The organism is Brevundimonas sp., assembly GCF_036963785.1.
GTDB lineage: Bacteria > Pseudomonadota > Alphaproteobacteria > Caulobacterales > Caulobacteraceae > Brevundimonas.
Genome location: NZ_JBALUS010000002.1, coordinates 259,530 through 285,800, shown reverse-complemented (window position 1 = coordinate 285,800; position 26,271 = coordinate 259,530). Strand labels below are relative to the sequence as shown.

Genomic DNA, 26,271 nt, shown 5'->3' with positions numbered 1-26,271 from the left:
TTGTCATATCAGTCTCACCCGGTTCCAGGTCAACGCCTCGCTATAGTCGACGGCGCGCAGCAAGGCGGTGATCTTGGCGGCGGAAAGCGCCTTGCTCACAGCCTGCTGCGAGACCCCAAGCATCTCCGCCATGCGCGCCTGGGTCGGCGCCTCCGGCGCCAGAGCCAGCCTGGCCGCCTGCGCCTGCTTCTGGCTCCAGTCATCCATCAGCACGCTGCAGAGGTGAGAGAGCGGACCCAAGGCGCCCCACTTCAGACCCGTTTGAGGACCTCGAACCGTGATGTCGACCGTGTCGCCAAGATCATCCAGGGCGCGACCGGACAGGAGAAAGGCTTCGCCTGAGGACAGGGAGGTCCGCTGTTTGTCGATGCGATCAACCTCGCCGTAGCCTATGGCGATGCGCGTATCCCACTCGGGGTCCCCGGCCTTCAGGCTGGCGCGAATATAGAGCGCCGCGCGCAGAGCGAACCCGGGCTGCGTCAGCAGCATCTGCCAGCTGTCGCCGCGAAAGAAGTCGGCCGGCGCTCCGACCAGCTTGGCCCGCCAGGTTTCGATCTCCGTGGCTGCGGTCGCGAAAGCGTCCCGGGCCCCCTCAAGAGAAGCGGGGGTGAGCCGGCTGGAGCCGACGAGGTCTCCGGTCAGAACCGCGCGCGTGGTCATGAAAGGCTCTCCGGCGTGATCACAGGCGCGGCCCCGTCTCGTCTTTCACACAGCGCCCCGTCTGGCGCACCGCCGTCGCGCCGTCCCCGATTGTCCGCAGGATCGTGGCGTCGTAGCGGTTCACACGCGCATGGACTGGGGGCGCGTCTTCCAGAGCCGGAAACTCAATCCGGTACTGATGAGACGAAACCGACGCGCTCCCCTCTCTCGGAGCCGGCAGATTCATCCACCGGGCGGTCCGCAGGCCGGTGTCGATGACCATGGTCATCGGGGCGGCCGGCTCGAAGCTGCACGTGAACTGGACCAGGGTCGGCGGCGCGACATCGGCTTGGCGACTACAAGCGCTCAAGCTCGCCGCCACGACGACCGCGCCTCCTATCATCTCGACGGCGCCAAACTTCATTGACCCTGACCCTACGCTTTGACGATGACCATACAACTGATTTTGGTTGTATCAACAGTTAACAACCAAAATCAGTTGTAGATACCCCCTTTATGAGGACACGACAGCGCGCCCTCTAGCGCCCCCGATCCACGCCGTCCCGTTCGCGAAGCTCCGCGTTTCGCCGTTGGAGCGCCTCCTCACGTGTCTGCGGATCCGCTCGCGATCGGACAAATCGTTCGACGAGCGCCCCCAAAAGGCGCTCCTCCGATGTGGTCGAGCTTTTGAGCCTCAAACTCTCGGCGACCAGCAATTTACGGATTTTCGCCTCCCTGTTCCCCCGTTCGGCATCTCGTCTTCAACAAGTGCTGAAGGAAGCCGGCATCGAGAAACGGGCTGACAACGGTCAGGGCGTCCACCATTTCGGGCAAGATCGGAAGGCTCCATTCGCTCTGACCCCGGCTGATCCGGAGGCGATCTACACGCACCCCGTCGGGCGCCCGCCACTTCAGCGCAGAAACCTCCGTCGCCAAGCGGCTTGGCGACAAACCGCCCAGACCGGCCCTCTCGGCCAGGCGCCGCGCGATATCGTCCGCCCCTGGCACGAGGCGGCCCTTGGCTTGCTGGCCGCTGACGAGAACCAGACCAAGGTCCCGGTTTTCCGGCGCGGTGAGATTGCGGCTTCCGACCCACAATCGCCACTCGAAGGCCTTTTCCGACCGCATCCGAACAAGGGCCGCCTTGGGATGCCAGCTCTGGTGACGCTCATCGAAGGGCACGTCCCTCACGAACTGATCCAGAACCCCCGTCAGTCTGGGAACCCTGGCCATCTTCGCCAGACGCCCGCGCTGAATAATGACCCGGGTCTTGCCGCGTAGCGCTTCAATGGCGTCCGCGAGGTCGCGACGGGACGCCGGACGGTCTTCATCGTCTCGCCCGATAAGCGCCAAGAGCGCGGCGACGATCGAGATCGGATCAGCGGAATAGGCGGCCAGAAGCGCCAGTTCGGTCTTCCACCCGGGAGGCGGGCGAAGCGCATCGAGATAGCCTGTGATCGGCCACCCGGTCCGACCTAGTCACCATCTGGGCCGACTATAGCGGCATCGTCCAGAAATCCGCGCCGGCCACTTTGCTGGTGATCACGCGCCAAGGTCTGTCTACGGACGCCCAGGCCTATGTCGATGAGCAGGCAGGCCTGCGTCATCAGACCATTTGGGAACTTGAGAACGAGATCCTGGGGCTGACCGACTACGTCCGCTCCCTGACCGGCCTCTTCCACCAGGATGGCCTGAGCGATTATTACATTCCCGGCCGCGCGCGCCTGGCCAGATACGAAAGTGATCACCGCACCCTGTCCGAGACGGACACCCTGCTGTTCGAAGCCGTCACGACCTGGATCGACGGCGAGGACTATCAACCGATCGCGATCTTGGGCGGCTACGGTGCCGGCAAATCCAGCTTCATCAAGCGCCTAGTCGCCAACCAGGCCGAACGGGCCTTGTCCGATCCCTACGCACGCCGCCCGATCCTAATCGGTCTCGGTGAGTACGCGCGATATTCCAGTTTAGAAGGCCTGTTGGGTGGCAAGTTCACCCACGACTTCCCGGTGGACGGCTTCAACGTCCATCACTTCCTGGAACTCAGCGACAAGGGCCGGTTGTTGGTGGCCCTCGACGGGTTCGATGAGATGAAGCATGCCATGACGTGGGGCGACTTTCGGGCCCAGATCGCGAGCTTGAACCGGCTCACGCACGGCAAGGCCAAGGTCGTCCTATCGGGGCGGCCGAGCGCCTTCACCTCGACGGAGGAGCACGTTCATGTCCTGCGCGGCCTGAAGCGTTACCAGGAGGGCTATCGGCGCCTTGGCGCCTGGGCCGCCAGCCGATTGGCGGACAGCCGCCCGCAGGCATAGGCCCTGCCCTGCGCATCGTCGCAGACCTGCCGGCCCTCGGGCGCATCCACACCCCACAGCCGGATGCGGACGCCGTGGACTTCCAGGGTGTCGCCATCGATGACCGACGCCCGCCCTTCGACAGTAGGCGGCTCCGGCGCGCAGCCGACGAGAAGTACCAATGCGGGAATCAGAACGCGCATGACCCTCATAGCCCAAAGCCTGAGCCCGGACCGACCTCCCAGCGGCTATATCAATCTCGCAGAGCCGAACCCCGGGACATCACGCCGGACGAGGGAAAGGACATACGGACTTAGCCCTGTTCGTCCGATCGCGGGCTTCGACATCGCGCCCGCCGATATGGAGTTTCTGCATATCGGCGCCCATCTGCCAGGGACGCCTCTGCTTAACGAGCTTCTCGCGCTGCGCCGCGTCGACACCCGCCATTTCGACCCGGAAGTCTGGGCCTTCACCGATCAGATCGATCTGTCGAAGTCGGGGGTGAGTCGGTTGGTCAATGTGGACGACGCCGCGCTGCAGAAGCGGTTGGATTCGATCGAGACCAACATCCAGTATCTCGACACCGGCCAGCCCGTCTCCGCCGGCCACACGGCGTTCAGCGGATGGAAGAGCCCGTGGTGGTGGTGGCGGGCGCGTCACCTGACGCTCCTGGAGTTCGAGCGTCGCGGTTTGACGCCCGTGCCGGCCCCAGTCATCCCCCCGCCCATCGTGCTCGCCCCGGCCCTGCGCGGCGTCAACACCGGCGGCGGGGAACTGCTCGTGCGCCTGAGCCAGAAACGATACCTGATGCAGATGCTTCAGGCGGGACAGCTTCGCTTTGCGCCGGCGGCCTCCTATGACGACTCCCGCCTGGACGCCGCCCGCGCCGACGACGAGATGGCCAAGGCCTACCAGAGACCCGGACAGGTCCTGCGGATCACCACCGAAGACGGTCGCGCGATCGAGGCGATCGGAGACGTGAGTTTCGCGCGACAACGCCGGTCCGAAGACGCCGGCGCGCTGGTCGATCATCCCTACTGGATGATGTCCTTCAGCTCCGATCTCGACCCGCGATTGCTCGACGCCTTCGCCAGCGCGGACCCTGACGAGGACGCCTTTCTGGTCGTCTTCGATGTTCGGGCCTTTTTCGAACGCGCGGCGCCCGTCCTGGCTGATGCTGCGCCCGGCGGGACGTACAGTCTCGTCCAGAACGACTACTTCGACCCCTACTATCCGCCCGGGGACGGCCTGCAGGCGATCCGGTCCAAGCTGATGGCCTATGCCTACCAACGGGAGGTCCGGTTCGCGGTGGACCCTTTGGGATATCTGAAGACCGCAGCGGACGGCTGTCTCTATGTCGAGATCGGATCGATCGAAGACATCGCCGGCGTCTATGGCCGCGATGGGTCGAAGATCGCCGGCATCGGCCCCGCCACCTGGTCAGATTGAGGCCGGATCGCATTTGGGCGGCAATCCGCTCATAGGCGGCAAAGACTGGGCATCACCCATTTTCTCCTGCCGGGGGCGAGGTGACGCGCTGACCCTAGCCCCCCCCGCCCGACGAAATTCTTTCCGCCCGCCTTACCGTGACGACCGGCGCCCGCGATTGGATGGTCGAAAGGCGGGATCCGGCGCGGGACGCCTTGTAAAGGTCGCGCTCAGACACCGGATGATCGTCACGGGCTTTTTCGCTGGTTTGATCGAGCACCGCGCGCAACCGGGAACCTTCAAACAACAAGGCCTGCACGGCGTCAGGTCGACAGCGGATCCACCGCAGGCCTTCACGACGGGCGGCCTCGAAAGACCGGCCGGACAGCCAGCGCGGATGGAGGCGTCCGTCCGCCTCCAGCACGATCAGATAGACCATTCCCACTCGATTGCTCTAAGCTGGATAAAATCATGAATCAGTTGGTTTTTTCGCGGCCCACCTACTTTAACACCGGCTCGCCGCCCGACCGTTCGGCTTGGTTCTGAAAACATTAGATAAATAGACCGATGTAAAAACCGCGTGGTCGCGCAATCTTTCGAGACGTATTGACAATCTCAAACTCGAATTAACAATCGATTCTTGCGCGTTCACTTGCCTCCGCTAGACTAGCATGAACAGAACCTACATCGCCATCGCTGACGCCGGCAGAGCGTAGTGCATAACCAGCATCCAGATCGCCATGGCGATCATCATCAGGTTCTCGGTCAGGGATAGGAAGCCAAGCGGCACATTGCTGTCTCCACCGACGCAGGCGCATTTCAGTTCGCGCTTGTCGATGTAGACAGCCTTGAAGACCGAGGCCGCGCCAATGCCGCCGATGAACAGGGCCACCGGGACCGACAACCAGGTCAGGACGCCCGCGACCATCAACGCGCCTGCCCCGAACTCGGCGAACGGATAGACCTTGCCGTATGGCACCCACCGCTTGGCCAGCAGGTCGTAGTTCAGGAACATGGATGAGAAGCTCTCGATGTTCTGGAGCTTCAGCATGGCGAGGGCCATCATAGACAGGGCGATAAACCACTCCCCTGCCCGCACGGTGAACGGCGTGCCAAAAATCGTCAGGCTGAGCATCGTCGCCATCACGGCGGTGGTCAGGAAGACGACGAGGACCGGCGTGTAGGTGGTCGCCTTGGGATCGCGGACCTTGAGACCGAGATAGCGGCGCAGATCGTCGTGGCCGCCGACACGCTGGCCGTCGATGAACACCTGCGGCGTTGTCTTCACCCCGTGCTCGGCCTTGAAGGCGTCGGTCTGCTCGCGGGTCGTGAGCCAGTGGTCCTCGACCTTGTAGCCCCGGCTCTTGAGAAGATGCCGGGCCTTGAGCCCCCACGGACAGGTGTGGTCGGGCATCACCATCCGATAGATGACAGCGGTCTTGGTCATTGCAGGCTCCTTGATCTTCAAATCCGAGCTACAGCTCTTAGGTTCCGTACCTAGATACGGAGTCAAGCATGAACGTTCGGACGATCGCAGGGTTGGCGCGAGACGGCGGCGTCGGGGTGGAGACTGTCCGCTTTTATCAGCGTCGCGGATTGCTTTCGACGCCTGACAAATGGTCGCGTGATGGCGCTGGCGCGGGCGTTCGACGCTATGGCGAGGAGGACGTGCGCCAGCTGAAGTTCATTCGCTCCGCACAGACGGCGGGCTTCACCCTCGAGCAGATCAAAGAGCTGTTGTCGCTCGACGCTGGCGAGGATCGCACGCGCGCCCGTGCGTTGGCCGCGGAGAGGCTGGAGGCGCTGGATCGAACCATCTCCGATCTTGAGGGGGCGAGAGCGGCGTTGCGCCGACTGGCGAGCGCTTGCGCGGCGAACGACAGCGGACCGTGTCCGATCATTTCGGCCTTTCAGGGTGAAAAGGTTTGAAATCTTGCCCTGTCTTGGCGAACGGGGTGCGAGGGCCGGCAGCCGTCCCGCCTGGGAAAAACCCGACTGCGTGGCCACGCAAGCGCGAGGACCGGAACGTCCCGCAGCCAGAACTGTTCGTTGATCATCACTTTCGGAGAACGAAGATGTCGATCAAACTGAACGTTGGTCTGGCGACCGCCGCGCTATCCGTGCTCCTCACGGCGTGCAATCCTGCGGGACAGGCCGATAGAACCGCGACTGCCGACTCGGGGTCGGCGGCCGAACACAGCGTTCCGGCGGTCCAGCCGATGGCGGGGCCCGAGACGCCCTTTTCCACCTCTGAACAGCAGATGCATCAGGCCATGATGCAGGCGCACGGCGCAGACCCGCAGGAGACCTACGCCCTGAAGATGATCGAGCACCACCGGGGCGCCATCGCCATGTCGGAGGTTCTGATGCGCGAGAACCCGGACGCTGCGCTCCGCGAGATGGCCGAAAAGACGATTACGATGCAGCGCCAGGAGATCACGGCGCTGGAGCAGTGGGTCGCGCAACATCGGTCCGCCGCGGCAACCCCCGCTTCGGGTTCGGTCCAGCCCGGAGCCTGACGCGGGACGAATACGCGCGGGGACTGGTCTGCCCGTGCGTATTTGCTTTTGAACGGCGTCGATCGTCGGCGTCTGTCCGCCGGCGGGAGGTCACTCATGCACGAAAAGAGCTATCGCAACCTCGCGATTGAACTCATCGTCCACTTCATCATCATGTATTTGGTGATGTTCACGATGATCGCGACGCTCGATCACTTCAACTTCAATCTGAACAATCTCTACATGACGCTGATGATGGTCGCGCCAATGGCTGTCCTCATGCTGGTTCTGATGCGCGAGATGTATCCGAACAATCGGCTCAACCTGGCCATTGGGCTGGCCTCGGTGATCATCTTCGCGGGCAGCTTCTACGCCATGCGCACCCAGGCGGCGATCGGCGACAAGGAACTCATTCGAGGAATGATCCCCCACCACTCCGGCGCGATCCTGATGTGCGGCAAGGCCAAGCTGAGCGACCCGGAACTGGTCGCGCTGTGCGCAGAGATCGTCGAGGCCCAGAAGCGCGAGATCCGACAGATGCAGGCGATTCAGGATCGGCTTTGACGGCTCTTCCGGCGGGACACGTCCGCCGGTCCCGCCAACTCGCCATTCCCGTTCGAGGTGGCCTCGCTCGCCGCCCCGAGTGTTGTCGTCGGTTTCACGGCGTGAGGTCGGCCAGCGTCGGCCGCCGTTGGCGAGGGGAAAGTCGATGCGACGCGTAGACTAGTCGAAGGCCGGACCGGCCACTCGTTAGGAGACACAGTATGCGTGCATTCAACCCCGTTCCCTATGTCGCCCTGGCGACTGCGGTCGTCCTCGCCGCTGGACCTGCGGCAGCTCACGCTCGTCTTGTCAGCGCCACGCCCGCGCCGAACGCCACAGTCGGTGCGACCCGCACGCTGACCTTGACCTTCAGCGAGCGCTCTGTGCCTGCGTTCTCCGGCTTCGACGTGGTCAACTCGGCCGGCGAGAAGCTCGCGGTCCGCACTTCGGTCGCTGAAGACGGCAAGACCCTGACCGGGACTCTGACGCGACCGCTGACTGCTGGCGACTATCGCGTCGACTGGCGCATCGCCTCGAGCGACGGTCACCGCATGACCGGCTCGTACACCTTCACGGTGCGCTGACGCCGTGCTCGAGATCGCGGTCGTCGCGCTCCGGTGGCTCCAGTACGCCGGAGCCGTCGTCCTTCTCGGGACGCCGTTGTTCCTGCTGTACACCTTCAGGCGCGGCGACGGCGTGGATCTCACCTGGTCGCGCGCGATCCTGATAGGGTCAGGTTTGGTCGTCGTCGCGAGCGCGCTCCTGGCGCTACTCGCACAGACAGCGGTCATGGCGGGCTCGCTGGCGGAAGCCATCAAGCCTGTGTCTCTGTCTTTCATGATCACCGGCACGGCCTTGGGGAAAGCCATGGTCGCGCGGGCCGCCCTCGCCCTCGCAGCCGTCGTCGCGGTCCTGGCCTTGAGACCGGGCAAGACGGCCTGGAGCATCTCGCTAGGCCTTGGGCTCTTCGTGGTCGCGAGCTTCGCTTGGACTGGACACGGCGCGGCGACAGAAGGCCCCGAGGGCCTGGTCCACCTCGCCTCCGACATGGTCCATTCCGTCGGGGCGGCCCTTTGGCTTGGTGCGCTTGTAGCGCTGACGATCCTGCTGCTTCGCCGCCCCGGGGTCGACGATGGGGCCCTCTACCGTGCCTTGCATGGGTTCTCGGGCCTGGGCACGCTCGCCGTAGCCCTTCTTGTGGCCACGGGTCTCGCGAACAGCTGGTTCCTCGTCGGATCGGAGCGTTTCGTGAACCTTGGCGAAAGCCTCTATGGACAGCTTCTGATCGCCAAGCTGGCGCTCTTCGTGCTGATGCTGGGCCTGGCGGCGGACAACCGTTTCCGCCTGACACCCGCCCTGCGTCTGGAACTGGAGCACACAGGACAGTCAATCTCGGCGGTTCGACGGCTGCGGCGCAGTATCGTCACGGAGACGGCCCTCGGGCTCGTCGTCCTCGCCGTCGTCGCGCTTATGGGCACCCTCCCTCCGCCGGTCGCGACGTGATCCGACGATCTAGTGGCCCGCGGCGTGGAGCACCGCTGCGGTCGTGGCGCCATTCTCCGAGGTCGAGATGTTGTCACGTCCTCCCATCGGGCTTCCCGGATCCCGGCTTAAGCGGACAAATACGGTCTGAACGCCGCGCGCTTTCGCACTGAGGCGTTCAAACCGGAGAGGCGGATTACCGCGGAGCGCGCGACGACCAGTGAATGTGATGGATGCGCCAGCCGTCGGCGTGGCGCTTTAGCACCATGGTTTCCGTTGTCAGACGGTCCACGGCGCGTCCGTTGAACTGACCGGTGGTGCGGCCTTCGCTCGTGATCCACGCCACATCGCCGTCCGCCCAGCCCGATCTGCGGCTTACGACATTGTCCGACGCGGCCGCGAAGGCGGCGTCCGACGCAAGATGGTGAGAGGCGTATTCGTCGCGCGAGCGCTCCGCTCCGCCCTCTTCAAAGATCATGACGTCGGGGGCCAGAAGCAACAGGGCGGCAGATGTGTCACCGGCCTTGAGCGCGGCATGGAAGGCATCGACGGTCGTGGCCGCCTCCGTCGCTTCCGCGCTGATCGACCCCGCGGTCTGGGCATGGCCGTGAGAATGGTCCTGCGCGACAGCGGGCGTCACCGACAGGACGGCGAGAGAGAGGGCGAGAACGAGAGGTTTGGGGGACATGATGGGCTCCGGCTTATGAATCAGGTGAGACAAGGTCAGGTCAGGTGGGCGGGTTGTGACGGGCGAACACCTGCGTCGCGCCGGAGCGAAGCACCAGCAGCGTGTCGTAAGGGTCCTTGTGTCCCTGCGGCGTCTCCATGCCGGGCGAACCGAGGGGCATGGCCGGAACCGCGAGACCGAGCGCTGCCGGCCGCTCGGCAAGCAACCGTATGACGTCCCGTGCCGGAACATGGCCCTCTACGACATAGCCATCAATCAACCCGGTGTGGCAGGAGGCCAGGCTGTCCGGAAGCCCCCGGCTGCTGCGGACGGATTGGAGGCTCGGCAGAACGGTGATGGTCGTGTTGAAGCCAGCCTCCCGCATGTGCGAGATCCAGGCGTCGCAGCACGCACAGGTTGGCGTCTTGAAGACCGTGAGGGTTCTCGACGCCTGGGTCTGGGCGCAGGCTGTTCCGGTCAGGGCGACGCTGACGGCGGCGCCTAAGAAAAGCCTTCGGTGGAGGTAGGCGGTCGTCAAAAGGGCTCTCCCTGATCGCTGTGAACGGTGCGTCTGGCGTCGGCATCCGGCATCCGACCGAAGGTGCGCCGCCTCAGCCACTGGCGGCTCGGTCGCTCGACCAGACCATAGATGGCGGCCGCCGCGGCGAGGGTCACCGCCAACATCGCCGCCAGTTCCAGAAGCCCCATTCGATAGTCGCCCGGCCAACCCCCGATGGCCTGGGCGGCATTGCGCCAGACCATCAGGATCGGAATATGGACGAGGTAGAGGGCGAACGAGGCCTCACCGGCGAAGATTGCGACCGGGTGCGACAGGAAGGTTCTGACACCCGCCTTGGCGAGCAGCGCCAAGGCGAGAACGAAGGGTCCCGACGCGGCGACGATAAGGCGATCATCGGCCCCGATCTGCATAGCGAGCAAGAGGAGCGCGGTGGCTCCGACGGCGCCGACGATCGCGACGCGCGGGGACGGCGCCCAGCGCGCTCCGAGATAGTAGAGGCCAATCCCGAGCAGGAACTCCGGAATGATGCGCAAGACGCCCATATTGTCTTCCGCCCGGGGCAGAACCGAGCCGAACCAATGCCGGTAGATCGCATCCAGCAGGATGAACAGGCTCGTCGCCGCGGCTACGAGCATCCATGGCCTGTGTCGAAACCGCAGGGCGACCGCAGCATAGGCTGGAAAAGCGAGATAGACGAACCATTCGGCTGACAGCGACCAGGCGGGCCCGTTCCACAGGACCATCCCGTCTCGCGGCAACCAGGCCTGAACCAAAAAGAGGGTGGCCAGAAAATCCGCAGGATTGAACCGCCCGGGCTCCAGGCCGATGCCCAACACCGGCGCGGCGAGCACCAGCAACAGCATCGCCAACAGGATGAACAAATGCGCCGGGTATATGCGCGCGAACCGCGCCGCGATGAACCGCCTGTAGTTCACTGGCTGATCACCCTGCAGGTAAACGTGGGTGAGGATGAACCCAGACAGGATGAAGAAGATATCGACCCCGAGACGGGCCCGGTTTAACAGTCCGGCCGCACCTTCGGGCAGCGTCCATTGCAGCTGGTAGTGAAACAGCACCACGCCGAGCGCGAGGAAGAACCTCACCCCCGTCAGCGGATCGAGCCGATCCGGAAACGGACCCGCGGCCGGATCTGTCCCCTCGCTCACATCGCCTCCCCCGACACGAGCGGGTCCTCCCGGTCGTTCTCTGGTATCTACGCGGCGGACATCTCGTCCCCTCGTAAGGGGCCGGACGGTTTGGCGCGTATGGCAAAGGGGGCGTGATGCAGGTGCGCAATGACTGATGAGATCGAACGACTGATTGCGGCGGAAGGGCCAGACGATGCGGGGCGGCTGGACGGCCTGGAAGACGCTGTCTGGACACGGATCGCCGTGCGCCGGGAGGCGGCGTCAATGGGCCAGGTTCGGGTCGCCGCCGTAGGGCTGGCGCTCGTGCTCGGCGTGGCCAACGGTGGATTGCTCCTCGTGGCGTCGCCGCGGCCTGAGCCCTCTGAGTTGCGCATCTTCACCGTCTCGGCGGGCCTGTCGCCGCTCGGTCCACTGGATGCCCGGGGATGAGAGCGCGCTGGAAATCGATCGTCCTGACAGCCGTGCTGGCGGCGCTCGCCAGCGGCGCGGCGACCTGGGCGAGCGCAACCTGGGTCATGCGCGAGCGTCAGCCGCCGAGCCTGCATAGCGTCGTCCATGAGCAGTTGAACCTGAGCGCTGAACAGGATGGTCGTCTGGACGCGATCGAAGCGCGCTTCGCCGCGCGCCGCCCCGGGCTGGAGGCAGAAGTGCGAGCCGCCAACCGCGAGCTCGCCGCCGCCATCGCTGCAAGCGATGGGAACACGCCCCAGGTGCAGGCGGCGGTGGATCACTTCCACGTGGCCATGGGCGATCTGCAGAAGGCGACCATCGCCCACGTCTTCGAGATGCGGTCGGTGCTCACCCCCGCGCAGGCCGAGGTCTTCGACGCCGCCGTGGTGGACGCCCTGCGTGCCGACGCCGGCTAGGCGCGGCGCGTGAAGGACGGCGACAGCATTGAAGCCCGCGCGGCTGGCGGCGACGCCGGCGCGTTCGGCGCCTTGATGGCGGCGACCAAGGGCGATCTCTACAGGTTCGTGCGCCGCTATGTCGGCGACGAAGCGGAAGCGCACGACCTGCTCCAGGAAACTTACACCGCCGCATGGCTCGCCCTGCGAAGGTACGATCCGGCTCGCCCCTTCGAGGTCTGGCTCCGCTCGATCGCCCTGAACAAATGCAGGGACTGGAGCCGTCGGCGTGCGGTGCGTCGGGTGGTGCGCGGCGTCATGGGCCTCGACGCCCCCGAAGCGTCAGCGGTCCGGATGGAAACGCCATCTCCCGAAGCCCGACTGGACGATCGCCGTCGCGCCGAGGCGCTGCGCAGCGCGCTGACCCGCCTGCCTGACGGCCTCAAGGCCCCTCTCCTGCTCGCTACGCTCGAAGGTCGCTCGCACGGCGAAATCGCGGCGATCCTGGGCGTCACGACCAAGGCCGTGGAGACGCGGATCGCCCGCGCCCGCAAGCGACTTGCCGAGGACATGGCCGTTCCGGGAGGTGCTTGATCTCATCGGCCCGCCCGATGGCGAAGGGCGTTTCTTTTCGCGGTGTGGCGACCTGACGCAAGGGCGTTGTCGCCGACGTGCGTATGTCAACTAGAAGCCGACACGCGTCCGAGGAACCCCACGCTTATGCCCATGCCAAGTTTCGATCGCCGAATGCTTCTCAGGGGCGCCGCCGTTGGCGGCGGGCTGCTTGGCCTGCAGGGACTTCTGCCGGCCTGGGCGCAGACCGGTACGGCGGGCTTGAGAACGGCCCTGCCGACGTTGAGCGGGCCCAACATCGACCTGACGGTCGGCCACTCGCCCTTCACGGTCGGGGGACGGACCGGCCATGCCGTGACGATCAACGGAGTGCTCCCGGCGCCCTTGCTGCGCCTGCGCGAGGGACAGAACGTGCGACTCTCCGTGACCAACGGGCTGGATGAGGACACTTCGATCCATTGGCACGGCCTATTGCTGCCGTTCCAGATGGACGGCGTCCCGGGCATCAGCTTCCCGGGCATCAAGCCGCGGGAAACCTTCGTCTATGAGTTCCCGATCAAGCAGTCAGGCACCTTCTGGTACCACAGCCACTCGAATCTTCAGGAGGCGATGGGCCACTACGGTCCGATCGTCATCGACCCGGCAGGCGCCGATCCCGTCGCCTACGACCGCGAGCATGTGCTGGTCCTGTCGGACTGGAGCTTTATGCACCCACACGAAATCCTGGAGAAGCTGAAGAAGAGCCCGGGCTACTTCAACCGGCAGCGCACCACGCTCGCCGGTCTGATCAACGGCAGCGACCGCATGAGCCTGGAGGAGCGGCGCATGTGGGGTGAGATGCGGATGGACCCGCGCGACATCCTCGACGTCAGCGGCTCGACCTATACCTATTTGATCAACGGCCACGGGCCGCAGGAGAACTGGACCGGCCTTTTCAGCCCCGGCGAGCGCGTGCGGCTGCGCATCATCAACGCCTCGGCCATGTCGATCTTCAACGTCCGCATCCCCGGCTTGCCGATGACCGTGGTGCAGGCCGACGGCGAGAACGTCCGCCCGGTCGAGACCGACGAGTTCCAGATCTCGGTCGCCGAAACCTACGACGTCATCGTCCGGCCGACTGAAGACCGGGCCTACACCATCGTCTCGGAGGCGATCGATCGCTCGGGGATGGGCCGCGCCACCCTTGCGCCGCGCCTGGGCATGACCGCCGAGGTTCCGCCGCTGCGCGAGGTCCCGAACCTGACCATGCGAGACATGGGCATGGGCGGAATGGATCACGGCTCAATGGGCGGCATGTCCGGAATGGACCACGGCACGATGGCCGGCATGGACCACGGCGCCCCAGCCCAAGGCGCGGCGCCGGCGGGCGAGATGGGCGGAATGTCCATGTCAGGCATGAACATGCGAGATCCCGAGAACGCCCCGCCGGACATGGCGGTCGGCGTGGGCGTCGACGCGATAGCCATGGCCCCCGCCAACCGCCTCGGCGAGCGGCCGATCGGCCTGACCAACGTCGATCACCGCGTTCTCGTCTACACCGACCTGGTGTCGCTGCAGCCGAACAAGGACCAACGCCCGCCGTCGCGGACCATGGAAATACACCTGACCGGCAATATGGAGCGGTTCATGTGGGGCTTCGACGGGCGGAAGTTCAGTGAACTGGTCGAACCCATCCGTTTCGAGCGGAATGAGCGGGTGCGCGTGACCCTGGTGAACGACACCATGATGGCCCACCCCATCCACCTGCACGGCCACTTCTTCGAACTGGTGACCGGCGGTCCCCCGGGGCATCAGCCGCTGAAGCACACGGTAAACGTCGCGCCCGGGGGCAAGGTGACCTTCGACCTGACCGCCGACGCGCCCGGCGACTGGGCCTTCCACTGCCACATGCTGATGCACATGCACGCCGGCATGTTCAATGTCGTGACGGTCCGGCCCATGGACGGAGCCGCGTCATGAACCGCTTCGCCGTCGCCCTCGCTCCGCTGATCCTCGCCGCCAGCGCCGTCACCGCCCAAGCGCAGGACCCGCACGCGGGCCATGTCATGCCGGCGACCGCGGCGCCGCGAGCCACGCCCGCTCCGGCCGTTCGGCCTCAGACGTCCACCCGGCCGCCGGCGCAAGACCCGCACGCCGGTCATGTCATGCCGCCCGCGCAAACGCCGCCAGCTGCCGACCCTCACGCCGGCCATCAGATGCCGGCTGAGCCCCCGGTCGTTGATCCGCATGCGGGTCACGACATGTCGACAATGCCGCCGACGGCGCAGCCCGATCCGCACGCCGGCCACGACATGTCCGCCATGCCCTCCACCCAGGTCGACCCTCGTGCCGGGCATGATATGTCGACCATGAGTATGGGACCGCCGGACGTGCCGACCAGCGCCGACAATCCCGGCCGTCCTCCGGAGGACCCGCTCCCAGCCGCCGCCCTGAGCGGCCCCACGCACGCCGCCGATCTGGTCTTTGGCGCCGAAGCGATGGCGGCCGCCCGTCAGATTCTGGTTCGCGAGAACGGCGAGGTCCGCACCACCGCCGTCATCATCGATCGTCTCGAAGCCGGCTTCGGCGGTGCTGAGGAGTCGTATCTCTGGGACGTCCAGGGCTGGAGCGGCGGCGACATCAATCGCTTCTGGTGGAAGTCCGAGGGCGAAGGCGACTTTGGCGGCAAGTTGGAAGAGGCCGAACTCCAAGCGCTTTACAGCCGCGCGATAGCGCCGTTCTGGGATGTGCAGGCCGGCGTGCGTCAGGATTTCCGGCCCGACGGCGAGGATACGACGCACCTGGTCCTCGGCCTCCAGGGCCTGGCGCCCTATTGGTGGGAGATCGACGCGGCCGCCTTCCTCTCCACCGAGGGCGACCTGACCGCCCGCGTCGAGGCCGAATACGACCAGCGCATCACCCAGCGCCTGATCCTCCAGCCCCGCCTCGAAATCGACGCCTCAGCCAGCGACATTCCGGAGTTGGAGATCGGCTCGGGCTTGTCGTCCATCGAGGCGGGCCTGCGCCTGCGCTACGAGTTCCGCAAGGAGTTCGCCCCCTATGTCGGCGTTGAGTGGAGCCGGGCGCTCGGAAACACCGCCGACTACATCGAAGCCCGAGGCGGTGGGGCTGATGACACCCGCTTCGTCGTCGGCCTCAAGGCCTGGTTCTGACCTAAGGAGACCACCCCATGATCCGCATTCTCACCCTCACGGCCGCCCTGGCCTTCGCCGGCGCCGCCGCCGCCCAGGATCCGCACGCCGGGCACAATATGCAGACGCAGGCCGCCGAGCCTCAATCGGCCGTCACCACGGTTCCGGCGAACGGGGCCATGACCCACGGATCGCCAGAACGCTTCAGCGTCACCTTCCCCCATGCGATGGTCCTGAAGACGGTGACCCTGAGCGCCGAGGGGCAGGCCCCGGTGGTCGTGAATGCCCCCGCCGCACCGGCCGCCGCGACCGTCAGCGTGGCCCTTCCCCGGCTTGCCCCGGGAACCTACACCGCCGCCTGGACCGCTGAAGGTCCGGACGGCCACAAGATGTCCGGCTCTGTCAGCTTCATGGTTCACTAGGAGAACGACGATGCGAGTTTCCAACCTGCTGGCCGCCGCCGGCGCGATTCTGGCCCTGAGCGCTGGAGCGGCCCTGGCCGCCGAAGGCTGCGAATGCTGCAAGGATATGGCCGCTGACGCCGCCATGAGCTGCTGCGACAAGATGAAGTCCGACGCTCCGCCGCCCGCCGAACCCGCGCCGCCCGCGCCGGCGCCCTCAGATGCTCCGGCTCCCCAGGGTCACGCCGACCATAACTGACCGCCCGATCTGAACCACTCCGGCAGGCGCTCCGACGGATCGGAGGTCTGTCCGGAGCAGACAGGCGTCAACTCTCGGTCTTCGCCGCGCTGAGCCGCGCCGCGCTCCCTGTGACGCCCACTCCCGCAACCCGGATGAAACGGACGGTTTCGGCCCGCGTCCGCGGTTCGGCGACGAAGCCCGCGTCGGCGAAGGCGAGGTGCTGGGGCATTTGCTCCCTCGCCGGATTCGCGCGCCACCAGTCCTCCAGCGAGGCCGCCTTGGGCAAGATGCCGCCGACGATCCGCTCGATGTCCCGAAACGACAGGTCCACCTCGGCGCCCTTCTGACGTCTGAGAAAGGCTGCGAGCGGCGTGTATTTAGCCATCTGGGTGTCTTGCTCCGCTGCTGCCGGGGGTCAAGCCCGGCTGGCGCGCTTGCGCTGCCCGATCTAGACTTACCGGCGGCGGGTTCCGGGAACGATAGGCGCCGATCGAGAGCCAGGGGACGTGCAAACGTCGGCGGCGATCGGCGGCGAAACGCCGGGCTTCATCACAGAAGTTCCTGGCCCGCCCCCTTCCCTCATCCCGGGTCGATCAGACCGCGCCGGACCGCCGAGGCGACCGCTTCGATCCGGGTCCGGACCCGGAGTTTGGAACAGACCTTCTCAAGATAGCTGTCCACGGTGCGGGGCGACAGCGACAATATGGTTCCGATGTCGGAGGAGCTCTTCCCGCGACAGACCCATTGCAGGCATTCCTGTTCGCGCGGGCTCAGGCTGACCGCGGGCGATCCACGGTCCGGATCTTCGGAGACAGCTTCCATATTACACCACGGGTTGTCCGACTTTCTCCGTACACGGCGGGTTCGGACCCGGGCAACGTCGATCAATTGCGGGCCGCCCGCAGGTTTCTTGCGGTCCGACGGCGCCGGTTGAACCGTAGAAGGGTCGCGCCTACAGCGGAGCCGTCGGGCGCCGCGAGATAGGCGCACAGCCGGAGCCGGGGTTCGTCGCTGACGGAGGCGGCGCTGCGCGCTGAAGTAACGGGCCTCGATCGCAGAGGATTCCAACGCCCGACCCCTCCCGCTTGCGTCGGGATTCCGTTTGATTCATGCTTCGATGTCGGCGTTCGCGCCGATAGGGGCCTGGAATCCCCTGTGCGATATCAAATCATCGACGGCTGCCGCTCTGTGCGTCGGCCGGTTGCCGCCATCTGAGCGCGCGCGTCGGCGCGCCTGCCCGGAATCGCGCGGCCACGCCGGGATTCCCGCCCCTCTCGTCGAGAGGTCGGAGATCCGTGGTGACCGATACGAAGCAGCTGGGGGTGGAGGCGCAGGACGGGATCAACCGTCTCTACCGGCGATACGCCGTCTGGCTGGATCGCCGGTTGCGCCCTCACATCGGCGCCGACGCTGCGGCGGATGTCGTCCAGGAGACCTACCTCAGGGCGGCGCCTTACGCCGTGTCGGACATCCGCCATCCAAAAGCGTTCCTGCTGCAGATCGCCCTCAATCTGGTCCGCGATGAAAGCCGAAGAGAGGGCCGACGCCGCCAGAGCCAGGCGCTTCAAAGACCTGCCGAGGCCGAGGCCGCGCCGCAGTTCGACCAAGTCCTTCTCGAACAGGTTATCCGGTCCATGCCGCAACTCTACCGCGACGTCTTCGTCTTGAACCGCTTTGGCGGTATGACTTATCCCGAGATCTCCGTGTCGCTCGAGATCAGCGTGAAAACGGTGGAATGGCGAATGTCCAGGGCGCTTCAGTACTGCGCGTCTCGGCTGGACCTGTAGGCAACGGATGATGATCGAGGCTGAAGCCGACATCAGGCGCAAGGAAGCCGCCGACTGGTTCAGCAAGTTGAACCAGCGCAAGGTCACGACCGCCGACGTGAAGGCGTTCAGCGCGTGGCGGCGAGACCCGGAGAACGCGCGCGCTTTCAGCCGTCTCGAAGCCATGTGGGACGCGGCAGGGACGCTGGCGCAAAGCCCCGGGATGGCGGGGCTCGCCGACGAGGCCTTGAGTCGGGTCGAAAAGGCGCGCCCGCGCCGTCGGATGCGGGACGCCGGCCGTCTGATCCCGCTCGGCGTCGCGGGCGCCATGGCGCTTGTGATCGGAGCCGGGAGCCTGACCTGGTGGTCCCTGCAGCGGCCGGACGCCTACGCCACGGCCATCGGCGAGCAACGCACCGTGCGGCTGGAAGACGGTTCCCGCATCGTCCTCGACACGGACTCGCGGGTCACCGTTCGCTTCACCGACGCCCGTCGCGTGGTCACGCTCGCAGCAGGACGCGCCATGTTTGAGGTCGAGGGCGACGCCGCGCGGCCTTTCTTCGTCCAGGCGGGCGACACGGAGGTCACCGCCGTCGGCACGCGCTTTGACGTTCGGCGATCCGGCTCCGGGGCGCGTGTCGTCCTGGTCGAAGGGCGCGTCGACGTTCACAAGCCGTCCTCGAGGACGGCCCAATGGACCCTGGAGCCCGGCCAGCAGGTCACCACCTCGGGTCCAACGCCCCGGGTCGTCGCGGTCAATGTCCCGGCCGAAACCAGTTGGACAGTCGGCCGGCTGACCTTTGAGAACACGCCGATCGCTGCGGCCGTGACGGAGGTGAACCGCTACACCTCCAAACCGATCGAGCTTCGCGACGAACGCATCTCGTCGATCCGGGTCAGCGGCGTTTTCAACGCCGGGGACATCGACGGCTTCGTCGCCGCCCTGCGCGACCTCTATCACCTTGAAGCCGCCACGGCGGCCGACGGCCATCTGATCCTTTCGGGGCCGGCATGAAAATAATCTGCGTCCGGACTTAGGGGACGCCCCGCGACCCAACGTCTCCTCCCCGCCCCGCAAAGCCGCGGGTAGAAAAGAGGGGGAGATCATGGGTCACAGGTTCACTTCAACCGCGCTCGCTGCGCTCATGCTGGGTGTCGCGACGCCGGTCATCGCGCAATCGACCGAGGCCGTCCGGACGTTCAGCATCGGCGCCGGGCCGCTTGAGCGTAGCCTGCCGGTGTTCGCCCAGCAGAGCGGCCTGCAGATCCTCTATCCCAGCGCGCTGGTAACCGGCCGACAGGCTCGCGCCCTCACCGGCGAATACACTCCTGAGGCCGCGCTCGCGGAGCTCCTGCGCGGGACGGGCCTGGCCTATCGCCAGAGCCGCCCGACGGTCTTCGTGCTCGTTGATCCCTCAGCCCGCGCCGAGGCCGAACCGCAGGCCACCCAGCTTGAAGAAATCGTGGTCACGGGGACCTATCTGCGGGGCGCGGACAGTCCGTCGCCGGTCACCGTCATCACCCAGGACGACATCGCCCGGCAAGGCCGCGCGACGGTCGCCGAGACCCTCGCCGCCTTGCCGCAGAACTTCACCGGGGCGGCCTATGAGGGGTCTGCCGGGACAGGCGCAGACCGCACGAGCCGAAACTCGGCTTATGCGACCGGGGTGAACCTGCGGGGTCTGGGCGCGGATGCAACCCTCGTCCTGGTCAACGGCCGGCGGATCGCGGGCACGGGCAGCGCCGGCGACTTCTCGGACATCTCCAATCTTCCCAGCAGCGCCATCGCCCGAGCGGATGTGCTGCTCGACGGCGCGTCGGCCCTCTACGGCGCAGACGCGGTCGGCGGTGTGGTCAACATCATCCTGAAGTCACGGTTCGACGGAGCCGAAACCCGGCTACGTGTTGGCGGCACCAGCGACGGCGGGGCCGAGGAGACTCTCCTGTCTCACAGCGGCGGTTTCAACTGGTCCAACGGCGGCCTCCTCGCCGCTTACGAATTCCACGACCGCGGCGAGTTGCGCGCCGCCGACCGTCGCGCAACCGCGAATGCGGACCTGCGCCCGCTGGGCGGCTCGGACTGGCGCTTCACCTACGCGGCCCCGGGCAACCTCATGGCGTTCGATCCGGTCAGCGGATCCTATGAACCGGTCTACGCCATCCCACGCAATCAGAACGGCGTGGGCCTCCCGCCTGGAGACTTTCGCCCGGGCGAAGTCAATCTGACCAATCAGATGGAGGGCCTGTGGAGCCTGCCGCACCAGCGCCGGCACAGCCTTTTCGTGGCGGGCCGGCAGGACCTTCCGGGTGGTTTCAGTCTGGACGGCGACCTTCGCTACACCGACCGGACCTACATCCAGGAGTCGGTGGCCGACATCGGCATCCTGTTCGTGACGCCGGACAATCCCTTCTTCGTGCCGGTGGCGGGCGAGCCCTATCAGGAGATCGCCTATTCCTTCATCAACGACCTGGGGCCGGGCCGTGACGAAGGCTTCTCCCGCAGCGTCGGCGGCGCCGTCGGGGTCACGGGTGAACTCGCCGGATGGAACCTCGCGGCCTATCTGAGCGGAGGTCGGGAGACTACCGGGCTTATGGCCTCGAACCGGGTCCAGACGACCCGGCTCGACGAAGCCCTCGGCTCTACGCCGAACAATCCGGGAACCACCTTCAACCCGGCCGTCGACGGCTACTTCAATCCCTATGGCGATCCCGCCGCCCATAGCCCGGCCCTGTTGGCCTTCATCGGGTCCGGCTACCTTCGGTCCGAGAACATCAGCACGGTCGGCTCCTTCAACCTCAAGGCCGACGGCGTCCTCTTCGCCCTGCCAGGCGGGGACCTGCGCATGGCCGTCGGTGTCGACTATCGCCAGGAGCGTTTCGAAACCTCCGGCGAGAATTTCATCTCCGGCGCAGCGCTGCGCATCGCCGCCCCGACGGCGTTCGAGCGCGACGTCTCGGCCGCCTTCGTCGAACTGCGCGCGCCGCTCGTGGGGCCCGACAACGCCCGGCCCGGCCTCGAACGGTTGGAGCTGTCCCTTGCCGGTCGTGTCGAGGACCATGAGGGGATCGGCCAGACCAGCAATCCCAAGGTCGGCGTCCTCTACAACCCGACCCCCGACCTGCTCCTGCGCGCCAGCTACGGCACCTCGTTCCGCGCCCCTTCGCTGAGGGAGTTGAACAGCGCCTACCGGCTCGGCCCGGTGTTCCTGGACCGCGCCGGCGCCAATGTGATCAGCATCGTCCAGTACGGGGGCAACCCGAATCTCATCCCGGAGACCGCGGAGTCCTGGACGGCGGGCTTCGTCTGGACGCCCGCCGCCGCCGAAGGTCTCCGGATCGAGGGCGGCTGGTTCCGGACGACCTTCGAGGACCGGATCGCGACCCCGGTCGCGGAGAACCTGATCAATGCGCTCAATGATCCGACCCTGGCCCCTTTCATCCGCTATGTGAGCCCCGGCTCAAACGCGGACGACCGGGCCTATGTCCAGTCCCTGCTCGGCCACCCGGGCAACTTCAATCCGAACGTCTTCCCGGCGACCGCCTACGGCGCCGTCATCGATAGCCGCTACGTCAATGCTTCGGCCGTGGAGGTCGAGGGGCTCGACCTTTCGACCCGCTATCGCTTCACCCTGGGGTCGGATGACATCTCGCTCGACGCGAGCGTGACCCATCTGCTGACCAACGACCGGACGGTCACGGCTGCGTCGCCCACCGAGGACCTGCTCGGCGCCCCGAACTTTCCCGCCCGGTGGCGGGGCCGCTTCGGCGCCCAGTGGCAGCGGGGCCCGCTCACCCTCGGCAGCGCCCTCAACCACGTCAGCGGAGGACGCGATCGGGTCAACGGACGCGGGATCGATGACTGGATCACCCTGGACGGCCAGGTCCGCTACGACTTCGGGAGCGGATGGGGCGAAGGCCTTTCGCTCACCCTCAATGTGCTCAACCTGACCAATGAGGAGCCGCCCTTCTACGATGCGCCGGCGGGGATCGGTTACGACGCCGCCAACACCAATGTGCTGGGCCGGCAGATCTCCCTTCAGCTCGTCAAGCGCTGGTGAGCGTCCATGCGCATGGTCGCTTTCGCCCTCGCGGGCCTGCTCGCGACGGCGGGCCCGGCGTTGGCCAGGCAAGAGCCGCTCACGGTGGATGTCATTCTGGGGCTCGAGAGCTTCGGACGGGTCGCGATCGATCCGTCCGGCGCGGTCGCCGTCTTCGAGGAGCGGCGCGCCCGAGGCGATCTCCCCCGCCATGATCTGGAGGCCGAAGGCGCCAACCGGTACGCCCGGCTGTACCGCATCGACCTCGACGCCCCCGACCATCCGCGACCGCTCCTGACGATGGACGAAGACGCCGGCTATTCCGTCGGCGCCTTCTCGCCCAGCGGTCGGCGTCTGGCCGTGTTTCGGCTCCGGAACGACGAATGGCGGCTGGGAATCGTCGAGATCGCCGCGGGGGAGGTGGTGTGGACCGATGTGGCGCCGGAGCTTAGCCTATGGGGCCGGTCCCTGGAATGGCTCACGGACGACACCCTCGTCGTGCTTGGCATGCCGGACGGGGCGCTTCCTCCAAGACTGGCGGGCCCCCGCGCCGAACAGGCACGCCTGCTGGCGCTGAGGGCGGCGGCGACGGCCGGGTCGCCGGCTGCGATCACGGTGGGCGAAGACGGCCCGCCGGAAGCCTTGCCGCCGCGACGTCTCTGGCGGATCGACGCCGTCACCGGAGAGGCCGCGGCGATCGCCGACGGTCCCTTCCTCGACCTCGAGGTCTCTCCGGACGGACGATACGCCGCGCTTCTGCTGGACGGCCCCCTCCTGCCGCCGCCCTCCGCCGATACCGCGAGCGAGGTGCGCCGCGCCCGGGGGCTGGAGCTCGTCGAGCTGACCACCGGGGCCGCCGTCCGGCCGCCCGAAGCCGGCAACATCTCCACGAGCCTGCTGGCCTGGTCGCCGGCCTCCGACGCCCTTCTGGTGGCGACGATCGGCGACGAACCGGCCCGGCTCCTGACCGTCGCTCCGGACGGCGCGGCGCGGGATGTGACCCCGGCCGGGGCGCACCCGACCACGCCGATCGACTTCCAGGGCATGGCCACGGCCGAGGGCGGCTGGTTGGGCGGTGTCCCGATCTTCAAGGGCCGCTCCGCATCCGGCGAGGGCTGGTTCGTCGCAGGGGCCGACGCCCAGCCGCTCACAGGCCTGTCTCCGGACGCCCGACTCGTCGCCGAGGGTCGCTCCTCGGTTCTGTTCGCCAGCGGCGGTCGCGTCATCCGCCTCGGCGCAGACGGCGAGTCCGTCGATCTCGGGGCCGCCGCCTCGGCGGTGAACCCGCGCGGTCCCTTCGGATTGCGGGCTCAGAGCGGTCCGCTGAAGGCGGACTTCGCGGTGATCGAACGTCCCGACGGGCGACTGTGCCAGGCCTGGGCCGATCCCGGGGCCGAGCCCCGATGCGTCGCGGCGACGCCTGGGGCCGCGATCAGCTGGAGCCGGGGGATCGGCCTCGACCGGAGCGGGCCGGAGGCCGAACCGAATACGCTTCGCCTCCAGCGCGGCCATAGCCGGGAGGTGGTCTGGCGGCTGAACCCCGAGCTCGACCGGATCGCGGTCGCGGCGCCCCGGCGCATCACCGGCGTTGGCGGCGCGGGCGGCTGGCTCTATTCGCCGTCGAACCCGACAGCGACGCCGCGCGTGATCGTGGTGCCCTATCAGGGCGAGGCCTACCCCGCCCCGCCGTGGTGGATGCGGCGGGAGTCCACCGGCCTGTCGCTGGCGCCCCAGCTGATGGTCGCGGCGGGCTACGCCATCCTCATCCCGGACCTCCCCGCGACCCCGGAACCGGCGGACGGCCTCGCCCAGCGCATCCTGTCGGTCGTCGACGCCGCGGCGGCGGAGGGGCTGGTCGATGCGGAGCGCATTGGTCTGTGGGGCTGGAGCTTCGGCGCCTGGTCCGCCGTGATGAGCGCTGCCCAGTCTCCCCGCTTCGACGCCGTGGTGGCGTTAAACGGGCCGATGAATTTCTCGACGGTCATCGGAGACGTCGGTTCGACCCTGCGGCTGGAGGGCGGGCATGCGCTCGCCGCGACGGCCGGCGCCCGCTGGCTGGAATCCGGCCAGGCCGAGATGCGTGACGCCTACTGGCGCGCCCCCGACCGGTATCGGCGCAACAGTCCGTTCGAGCAGGCGGACCGCATCACCGCGCCGACGCTTCTCGTGGTGGGCGAGTATGACCTGATGCTGGGCCAGTCGGAGCAGCTCTATGGCGCCCTGCACCGTCTGAACCGCCCGGTGGCCCTGACCCTGCTCATCGGCGAGGACCACGGGGTTCAGAGCCCGGGCAACATCCGGCTCTATTACGACCAGGTCCGCGACTGGTTCGACCGGCATCTCAGGGGTTCCGGTGGTCCAGCCGTTCCCGCCAGCGCCGCACCCAGGCCTCCGTCAGGGCCAGACTGAGCAGGTGGGAATGGCCGCCACGCCACAGCAGGGCGTCCCGGGTGAGGCGGTCCTCCAGGCCGGGATCGATCAGCCCCGCCTCGGCCAGGGCGCCGCCGAGCAGATAGTCGCGCAGGAAGTCCAGGTGCGCGGCGACCGCGTTGCCATAGTAGGCGCCCAGTTCGCCCTTCGAGCGGCGATCGAGGATCGAGGGCGGCAAGACATCCGCGAAGGCGGCGCGCGCGGCGGCGCGATCCCGTCCGCCCCAGGTCAGATCGACCGCCGACAGGGCCAGCCCCGCCTCCATCACCGGCTGGCTGAGCAGCGGATTGAGGCAGGGACCGAGACGGCTGCGGACCGCCAGCCCCTGGAAGGTCTGACAGAAGGCCAGGGCGGACATCTGCAAGGCCTTGGCTGGCGGGACGCCGCCCAGATCGTCGAGCCAGGGGTGATCCCAGTCTGCGCGATGGCGGACCTCCTCGCGCCAGTCCTTCGCCAGCGCCGTCGGCCACAGGGGGCGCCGCAGCCAGCGCGAGAGCCGATGCAGGACCGCCAATCGCGCGCGACCGCGCCGCTCCCAGATCTCGTCCAGCCCGATCAGCAGGCTGGGCATCTGAAAGAAGACCGCGTCGCCGCCCTGCCCCGTCAGCGAGCCCCAGCCGCCTGTCGCCTCGATCCGGTCGGCGATGTCGTCGTTGTAGTCGGGATCGATGTCGTTGGCCGCCGGCCGGAAGGTCTCGGCGCAGGCGGCCAGACGCACGGCGTCGAGTCTGAGGCCGTCGCGGCGGACTTCGGTCAACGCGAAGCCATGCCTTTCCGCCACCGCCCGGGCGTAGGCCCGCTCGTCGCCCTCGGGCTGATCGACGTAATGGTTGACCCAGGCGGCGACGTTGCGGCGTTGGTCGGCGGTCAGGACGCCCGCCACGATGGCGGAGTCCAGGCCGCCGCTGACCTCGGTGATCCAGGGCCTGTCGCCCGCCAGCGCCCGCACCGACCGTTGCACCGCCCCTCGGAGGTCGGGAGGCGGACGCGAACCCCGGTCCCGGTACACCTCCGCGGGCCGCCAGATCTGGCGACCTTGGTTGACGCCCTCCCCAACGACCCGCAGTTCGCCACCGGCGACGGCCTGCAATCCGGTTAGGGCCAGTCGATGTCGATATTCGCCGGGGCGGGCCACCAGGGCGGCGACCGCGTCCCAATCCAGCGCGATCCCGTCGGGCAGCCAGGGATCGATGACCGCCGCGGCGCTCGTCGAGATCAAGGTCACGCCGGCCTTGCGCCAGACGACGCAGTCCAGGGCGCCCGACGGGTCGCGGAGCACGGCGACGTCGCCCTCGACCCGCCGGACCAGCAGGTAGCGCCCCCAATGGTCCGAACAGACCGTGCGGGCCTGCGCCGCGTCCAGCCGTCGGCATCCCAGGGCGCCGCGCGCCCGCAGCGACAGCGCCTGGCCCTCGCGGTCGTAGATCTCGCCGAGCACCACGCCGTGCCCGTCGAGCCCCCGCGCCACCTCGAGCCGTCCGCCGGTCGGGGCGAACACCTGGATGAAGGGGTCATGCGACTTGCGCGACCAGCCGGCCCGGCTCAGGCGCTGTCGAAGCGGCGCGACCAAGGCGTCGAGCGCAGCCGGATTGTCGCCGACCAGAATGATCGCAGAGTCCGCCGCCACC

General features: G+C 67.1%; 29 protein-coding genes. 18 read left to right on the top strand and 11 right to left on the bottom strand.

What is annotated here, in order from left to right; translation table 11 throughout:
• Positions 1–3: 3 nt before the first annotated feature.
• The 3 genes from V7672_RS05020 to V7672_RS05010 all read right to left on the bottom strand — a co-directional run bounded on the left by V7672_RS05020 (position 4) and on the right by V7672_RS05010 (position 1,992).
• Positions 4–660 carry a hypothetical protein gene (locus V7672_RS05020; protein WP_003170290.1) on the bottom strand — a complete coding sequence of 219 codons (657 nt, stop codon included), beginning with the start codon at positions 658–660 and terminating at the stop codon, positions 4–6.
• Between the two features lie 19 nt (positions 661–679).
• Complete coding sequence (locus tag V7672_RS05015; RefSeq protein ID WP_054765707.1) at positions 680–1,063, bottom strand: hypothetical protein; 384 nt, start codon at positions 1,061–1,063, stop codon at positions 680–682.
• Positions 1,064–1,356: 293 nt separating this feature from the next.
• Positions 1,357–1,992 carry a hypothetical protein gene (locus V7672_RS05010; protein ID WP_003170292.1) on the bottom strand — a complete coding sequence of 212 codons (636 nt, stop codon included), beginning with the start codon at positions 1,990–1,992 and terminating at the stop codon, positions 1,357–1,359.
• Positions 1,993–2,177: 185 nt separating this feature from the next.
• On the opposite strand from V7672_RS05010, the gene V7672_RS05005 reads away from it, so the two are divergent.
• Positions 2,178–2,954: an NACHT domain-containing protein gene (locus tag V7672_RS05005; RefSeq protein ID WP_156314196.1), complete on the top strand. Its 777-nt coding sequence runs from the start codon at positions 2,178–2,180 to the stop codon at positions 2,952–2,954.
• A gap of 99 nt (positions 2,955–3,053) precedes the next feature.
• Entirely contained in the window at positions 3,054–4,382 is a 1,329-nt protein-coding gene (locus V7672_RS05000) for a hypothetical protein (RefSeq protein ID WP_155800760.1), read from the top strand.
• A gap of 94 nt (positions 4,383–4,476) precedes the next feature.
• Here the strand turns inward: V7672_RS05000 and V7672_RS04995 are convergent, their stop codons facing one another.
• Both V7672_RS04995 and V7672_RS04990 read right to left on the bottom strand, forming a co-directional pair.
• Positions 4,477–4,800, bottom strand: a complete 324-nt coding sequence (locus tag V7672_RS04995) for a hypothetical protein (RefSeq protein ID WP_003170295.1) — start codon at positions 4,798–4,800, stop codon at positions 4,477–4,479.
• A gap of 243 nt (positions 4,801–5,043) precedes the next feature.
• On the bottom strand, positions 5,044–5,808 hold the full coding sequence (locus V7672_RS04990; RefSeq protein WP_055808283.1) for a glutaredoxin family protein: 765 nt from the start codon (positions 5,806–5,808) through the stop codon (positions 5,044–5,046).
• 68 nt (positions 5,809–5,876) lie between these two features.
• Between V7672_RS04990 and V7672_RS04985 the strand changes: the two genes are divergently transcribed.
• The 5 genes from V7672_RS04985 (at position 5,877) to copD (ending at position 8,905) form a co-directional block, all read left to right on the top strand.
• Entirely contained in the window at positions 5,877–6,290 is a 414-nt protein-coding gene (locus tag V7672_RS04985) for a MerR family transcriptional regulator (RefSeq protein ID WP_054765702.1), read from the top strand.
• Positions 6,291–6,436: 146 nt separating this feature from the next.
• The gene (locus tag V7672_RS04980; protein ID WP_082382688.1) at positions 6,437–6,880 is read left to right on the top strand and encodes a DUF305 domain-containing protein; all 444 of its coding nucleotides are present in this window, start codon (positions 6,437–6,439) and stop codon (positions 6,878–6,880) included.
• Between the two features lie 96 nt (positions 6,881–6,976).
• Positions 6,977–7,423, top strand: a complete 447-nt coding sequence (locus V7672_RS04975) for a DUF305 domain-containing protein (RefSeq protein ID WP_066629159.1) — start codon at positions 6,977–6,979, stop codon at positions 7,421–7,423.
• Between the two features lie 200 nt (positions 7,424–7,623).
• Positions 7,624–7,986: a copper homeostasis periplasmic binding protein CopC gene (copC, locus tag V7672_RS04970; protein WP_017505543.1), complete on the top strand. Its 363-nt coding sequence runs from the start codon at positions 7,624–7,626 to the stop codon at positions 7,984–7,986.
• 4 nt (positions 7,987–7,990) lie between these two features.
• Positions 7,991–8,905, top strand: coding sequence for a copper homeostasis membrane protein CopD (gene copD, locus V7672_RS04965; protein WP_066629157.1), 915 nt, complete (start codon positions 7,991–7,993; stop codon positions 8,903–8,905).
• Positions 8,906–9,080: 175 nt separating this feature from the next.
• On the opposite strand, the gene V7672_RS04960 is transcribed toward copD, so the two are convergent.
• Genes V7672_RS04960 through V7672_RS04950 form a run of 3 tightly spaced genes read right to left on the bottom strand, consistent with a single transcriptional unit; the run spans position 9,081 to position 11,237 of the window.
• Positions 9,081–9,572: a YybH family protein gene (locus tag V7672_RS04960; RefSeq protein WP_017505545.1), complete on the bottom strand. Its 492-nt coding sequence runs from the start codon at positions 9,570–9,572 to the stop codon at positions 9,081–9,083.
• A gap of 40 nt (positions 9,573–9,612) precedes the next feature.
• Complete coding sequence (locus V7672_RS04955; RefSeq protein WP_066629153.1) at positions 9,613–10,089, bottom strand: DUF411 domain-containing protein; 477 nt, start codon at positions 10,087–10,089, stop codon at positions 9,613–9,615.
• Positions 10,086–11,237, bottom strand: a complete 1,152-nt coding sequence (locus V7672_RS04950; RefSeq protein WP_335623507.1) for an acyltransferase family protein — start codon at positions 11,235–11,237, stop codon at positions 10,086–10,088. Before V7672_RS04950 ends, V7672_RS04955 begins: the two co-directional genes overlap by 4 nt.
• Positions 11,238–11,366: 129 nt before the next feature.
• On the opposite strand from V7672_RS04950, the gene V7672_RS04945 reads away from it, so the two are divergent.
• The 7 genes from V7672_RS04945 to V7672_RS04915 all read left to right on the top strand — a co-directional run bounded on the left by V7672_RS04945 (position 11,367) and on the right by V7672_RS04915 (position 16,428).
• Positions 11,367–11,648 carry a hypothetical protein gene (locus V7672_RS04945; RefSeq protein ID WP_017505548.1) on the top strand — a complete coding sequence of 94 codons (282 nt, stop codon included), beginning with the start codon at positions 11,367–11,369 and terminating at the stop codon, positions 11,646–11,648.
• The gene (locus V7672_RS04940; protein ID WP_017505549.1) at positions 11,645–12,085 is read left to right on the top strand and encodes a Spy/CpxP family protein refolding chaperone; all 441 of its coding nucleotides are present in this window, start codon (positions 11,645–11,647) and stop codon (positions 12,083–12,085) included. The genes V7672_RS04945 and V7672_RS04940 overlap by 4 nt, the downstream gene beginning before the upstream one ends.
• 9 nt (positions 12,086–12,094) lie before the next feature.
• Positions 12,095–12,658 (top strand): RNA polymerase sigma factor, encoded by a 564-nt coding sequence (locus V7672_RS04935; RefSeq protein ID WP_017505550.1) that lies wholly within the window; start codon positions 12,095–12,097, stop codon positions 12,656–12,658.
• 126 nt (positions 12,659–12,784) lie between these two features.
• The gene (locus tag V7672_RS04930; protein WP_409514909.1) at positions 12,785–14,596 is read left to right on the top strand and encodes a copper resistance system multicopper oxidase; all 1,812 of its coding nucleotides are present in this window, start codon (positions 12,785–12,787) and stop codon (positions 14,594–14,596) included.
• Positions 14,593–15,789 carry a copper resistance protein B gene (locus V7672_RS04925; protein WP_066624985.1) on the top strand — a complete coding sequence of 399 codons (1,197 nt, stop codon included), beginning with the start codon at positions 14,593–14,595 and terminating at the stop codon, positions 15,787–15,789. Before V7672_RS04930 ends, V7672_RS04925 begins: the two co-directional genes overlap by 4 nt.
• 17 nt (positions 15,790–15,806) lie before the next feature.
• On the top strand, positions 15,807–16,190 hold the full coding sequence (locus V7672_RS04920) for a copper resistance CopC family protein (RefSeq protein WP_017505553.1): 384 nt from the start codon (positions 15,807–15,809) through the stop codon (positions 16,188–16,190).
• Between the two features lie 10 nt (positions 16,191–16,200).
• A complete protein-coding gene (locus tag V7672_RS04915; protein WP_017505554.1) occupies positions 16,201–16,428 on the top strand; it encodes a hypothetical protein in 228 nt (75 codons plus the stop codon).
• A gap of 67 nt (positions 16,429–16,495) precedes the next feature.
• On the opposite strand, the gene V7672_RS04910 is transcribed toward V7672_RS04915, so the two are convergent.
• Both V7672_RS04910 and V7672_RS04905 read right to left on the bottom strand, forming a co-directional pair.
• Positions 16,496–16,795: a DUF7662 domain-containing protein gene (locus tag V7672_RS04910; RefSeq protein ID WP_017505555.1), complete on the bottom strand. Its 300-nt coding sequence runs from the start codon at positions 16,793–16,795 to the stop codon at positions 16,496–16,498.
• 194 nt (positions 16,796–16,989) lie between these two features.
• Entirely contained in the window at positions 16,990–17,232 is a 243-nt protein-coding gene (locus tag V7672_RS04905) for a helix-turn-helix domain-containing protein (protein WP_084375300.1), read from the bottom strand.
• Positions 17,233–17,708: 476 nt separating this feature from the next.
• On the opposite strand from V7672_RS04905, the gene V7672_RS04900 reads away from it, so the two are divergent.
• From V7672_RS04900 to V7672_RS04885, 4 genes are all read left to right on the top strand, one after another.
• The gene (locus V7672_RS04900) at positions 17,709–18,197 is read left to right on the top strand and encodes an RNA polymerase sigma factor (RefSeq protein WP_066625047.1); all 489 of its coding nucleotides are present in this window, start codon (positions 17,709–17,711) and stop codon (positions 18,195–18,197) included.
• Positions 18,198–18,207: 10 nt separating this feature from the next.
• Positions 18,208–19,191 (top strand): FecR family protein, encoded by a 984-nt coding sequence (locus V7672_RS04895; protein WP_244878354.1) that lies wholly within the window; start codon positions 18,208–18,210, stop codon positions 19,189–19,191.
• A 91-nt stretch (positions 19,192–19,282) separates the two neighbouring features.
• Positions 19,283–22,234 carry a TonB-dependent receptor gene (locus V7672_RS04890; protein WP_249750664.1) on the top strand — a complete coding sequence of 984 codons (2,952 nt, stop codon included), beginning with the start codon at positions 19,283–19,285 and terminating at the stop codon, positions 22,232–22,234.
• Between the two features lie 6 nt (positions 22,235–22,240).
• On the top strand, positions 22,241–24,622 hold the full coding sequence (locus tag V7672_RS04885; RefSeq protein ID WP_335623506.1) for a S9 family peptidase: 2,382 nt from the start codon (positions 22,241–22,243) through the stop codon (positions 24,620–24,622).
• Here the strand turns inward: V7672_RS04885 and V7672_RS04880 are convergent.
• Complete coding sequence (locus tag V7672_RS04880; RefSeq protein ID WP_066624967.1) at positions 24,555–26,270, bottom strand: asparagine synthase-related protein; 1,716 nt, start codon at positions 26,268–26,270, stop codon at positions 24,555–24,557. The two genes, V7672_RS04885 and V7672_RS04880, sit on opposite strands and share 68 nt — an antisense overlap.
• Between the last annotated feature and the right edge of the window lies 1 nt (position 26,271).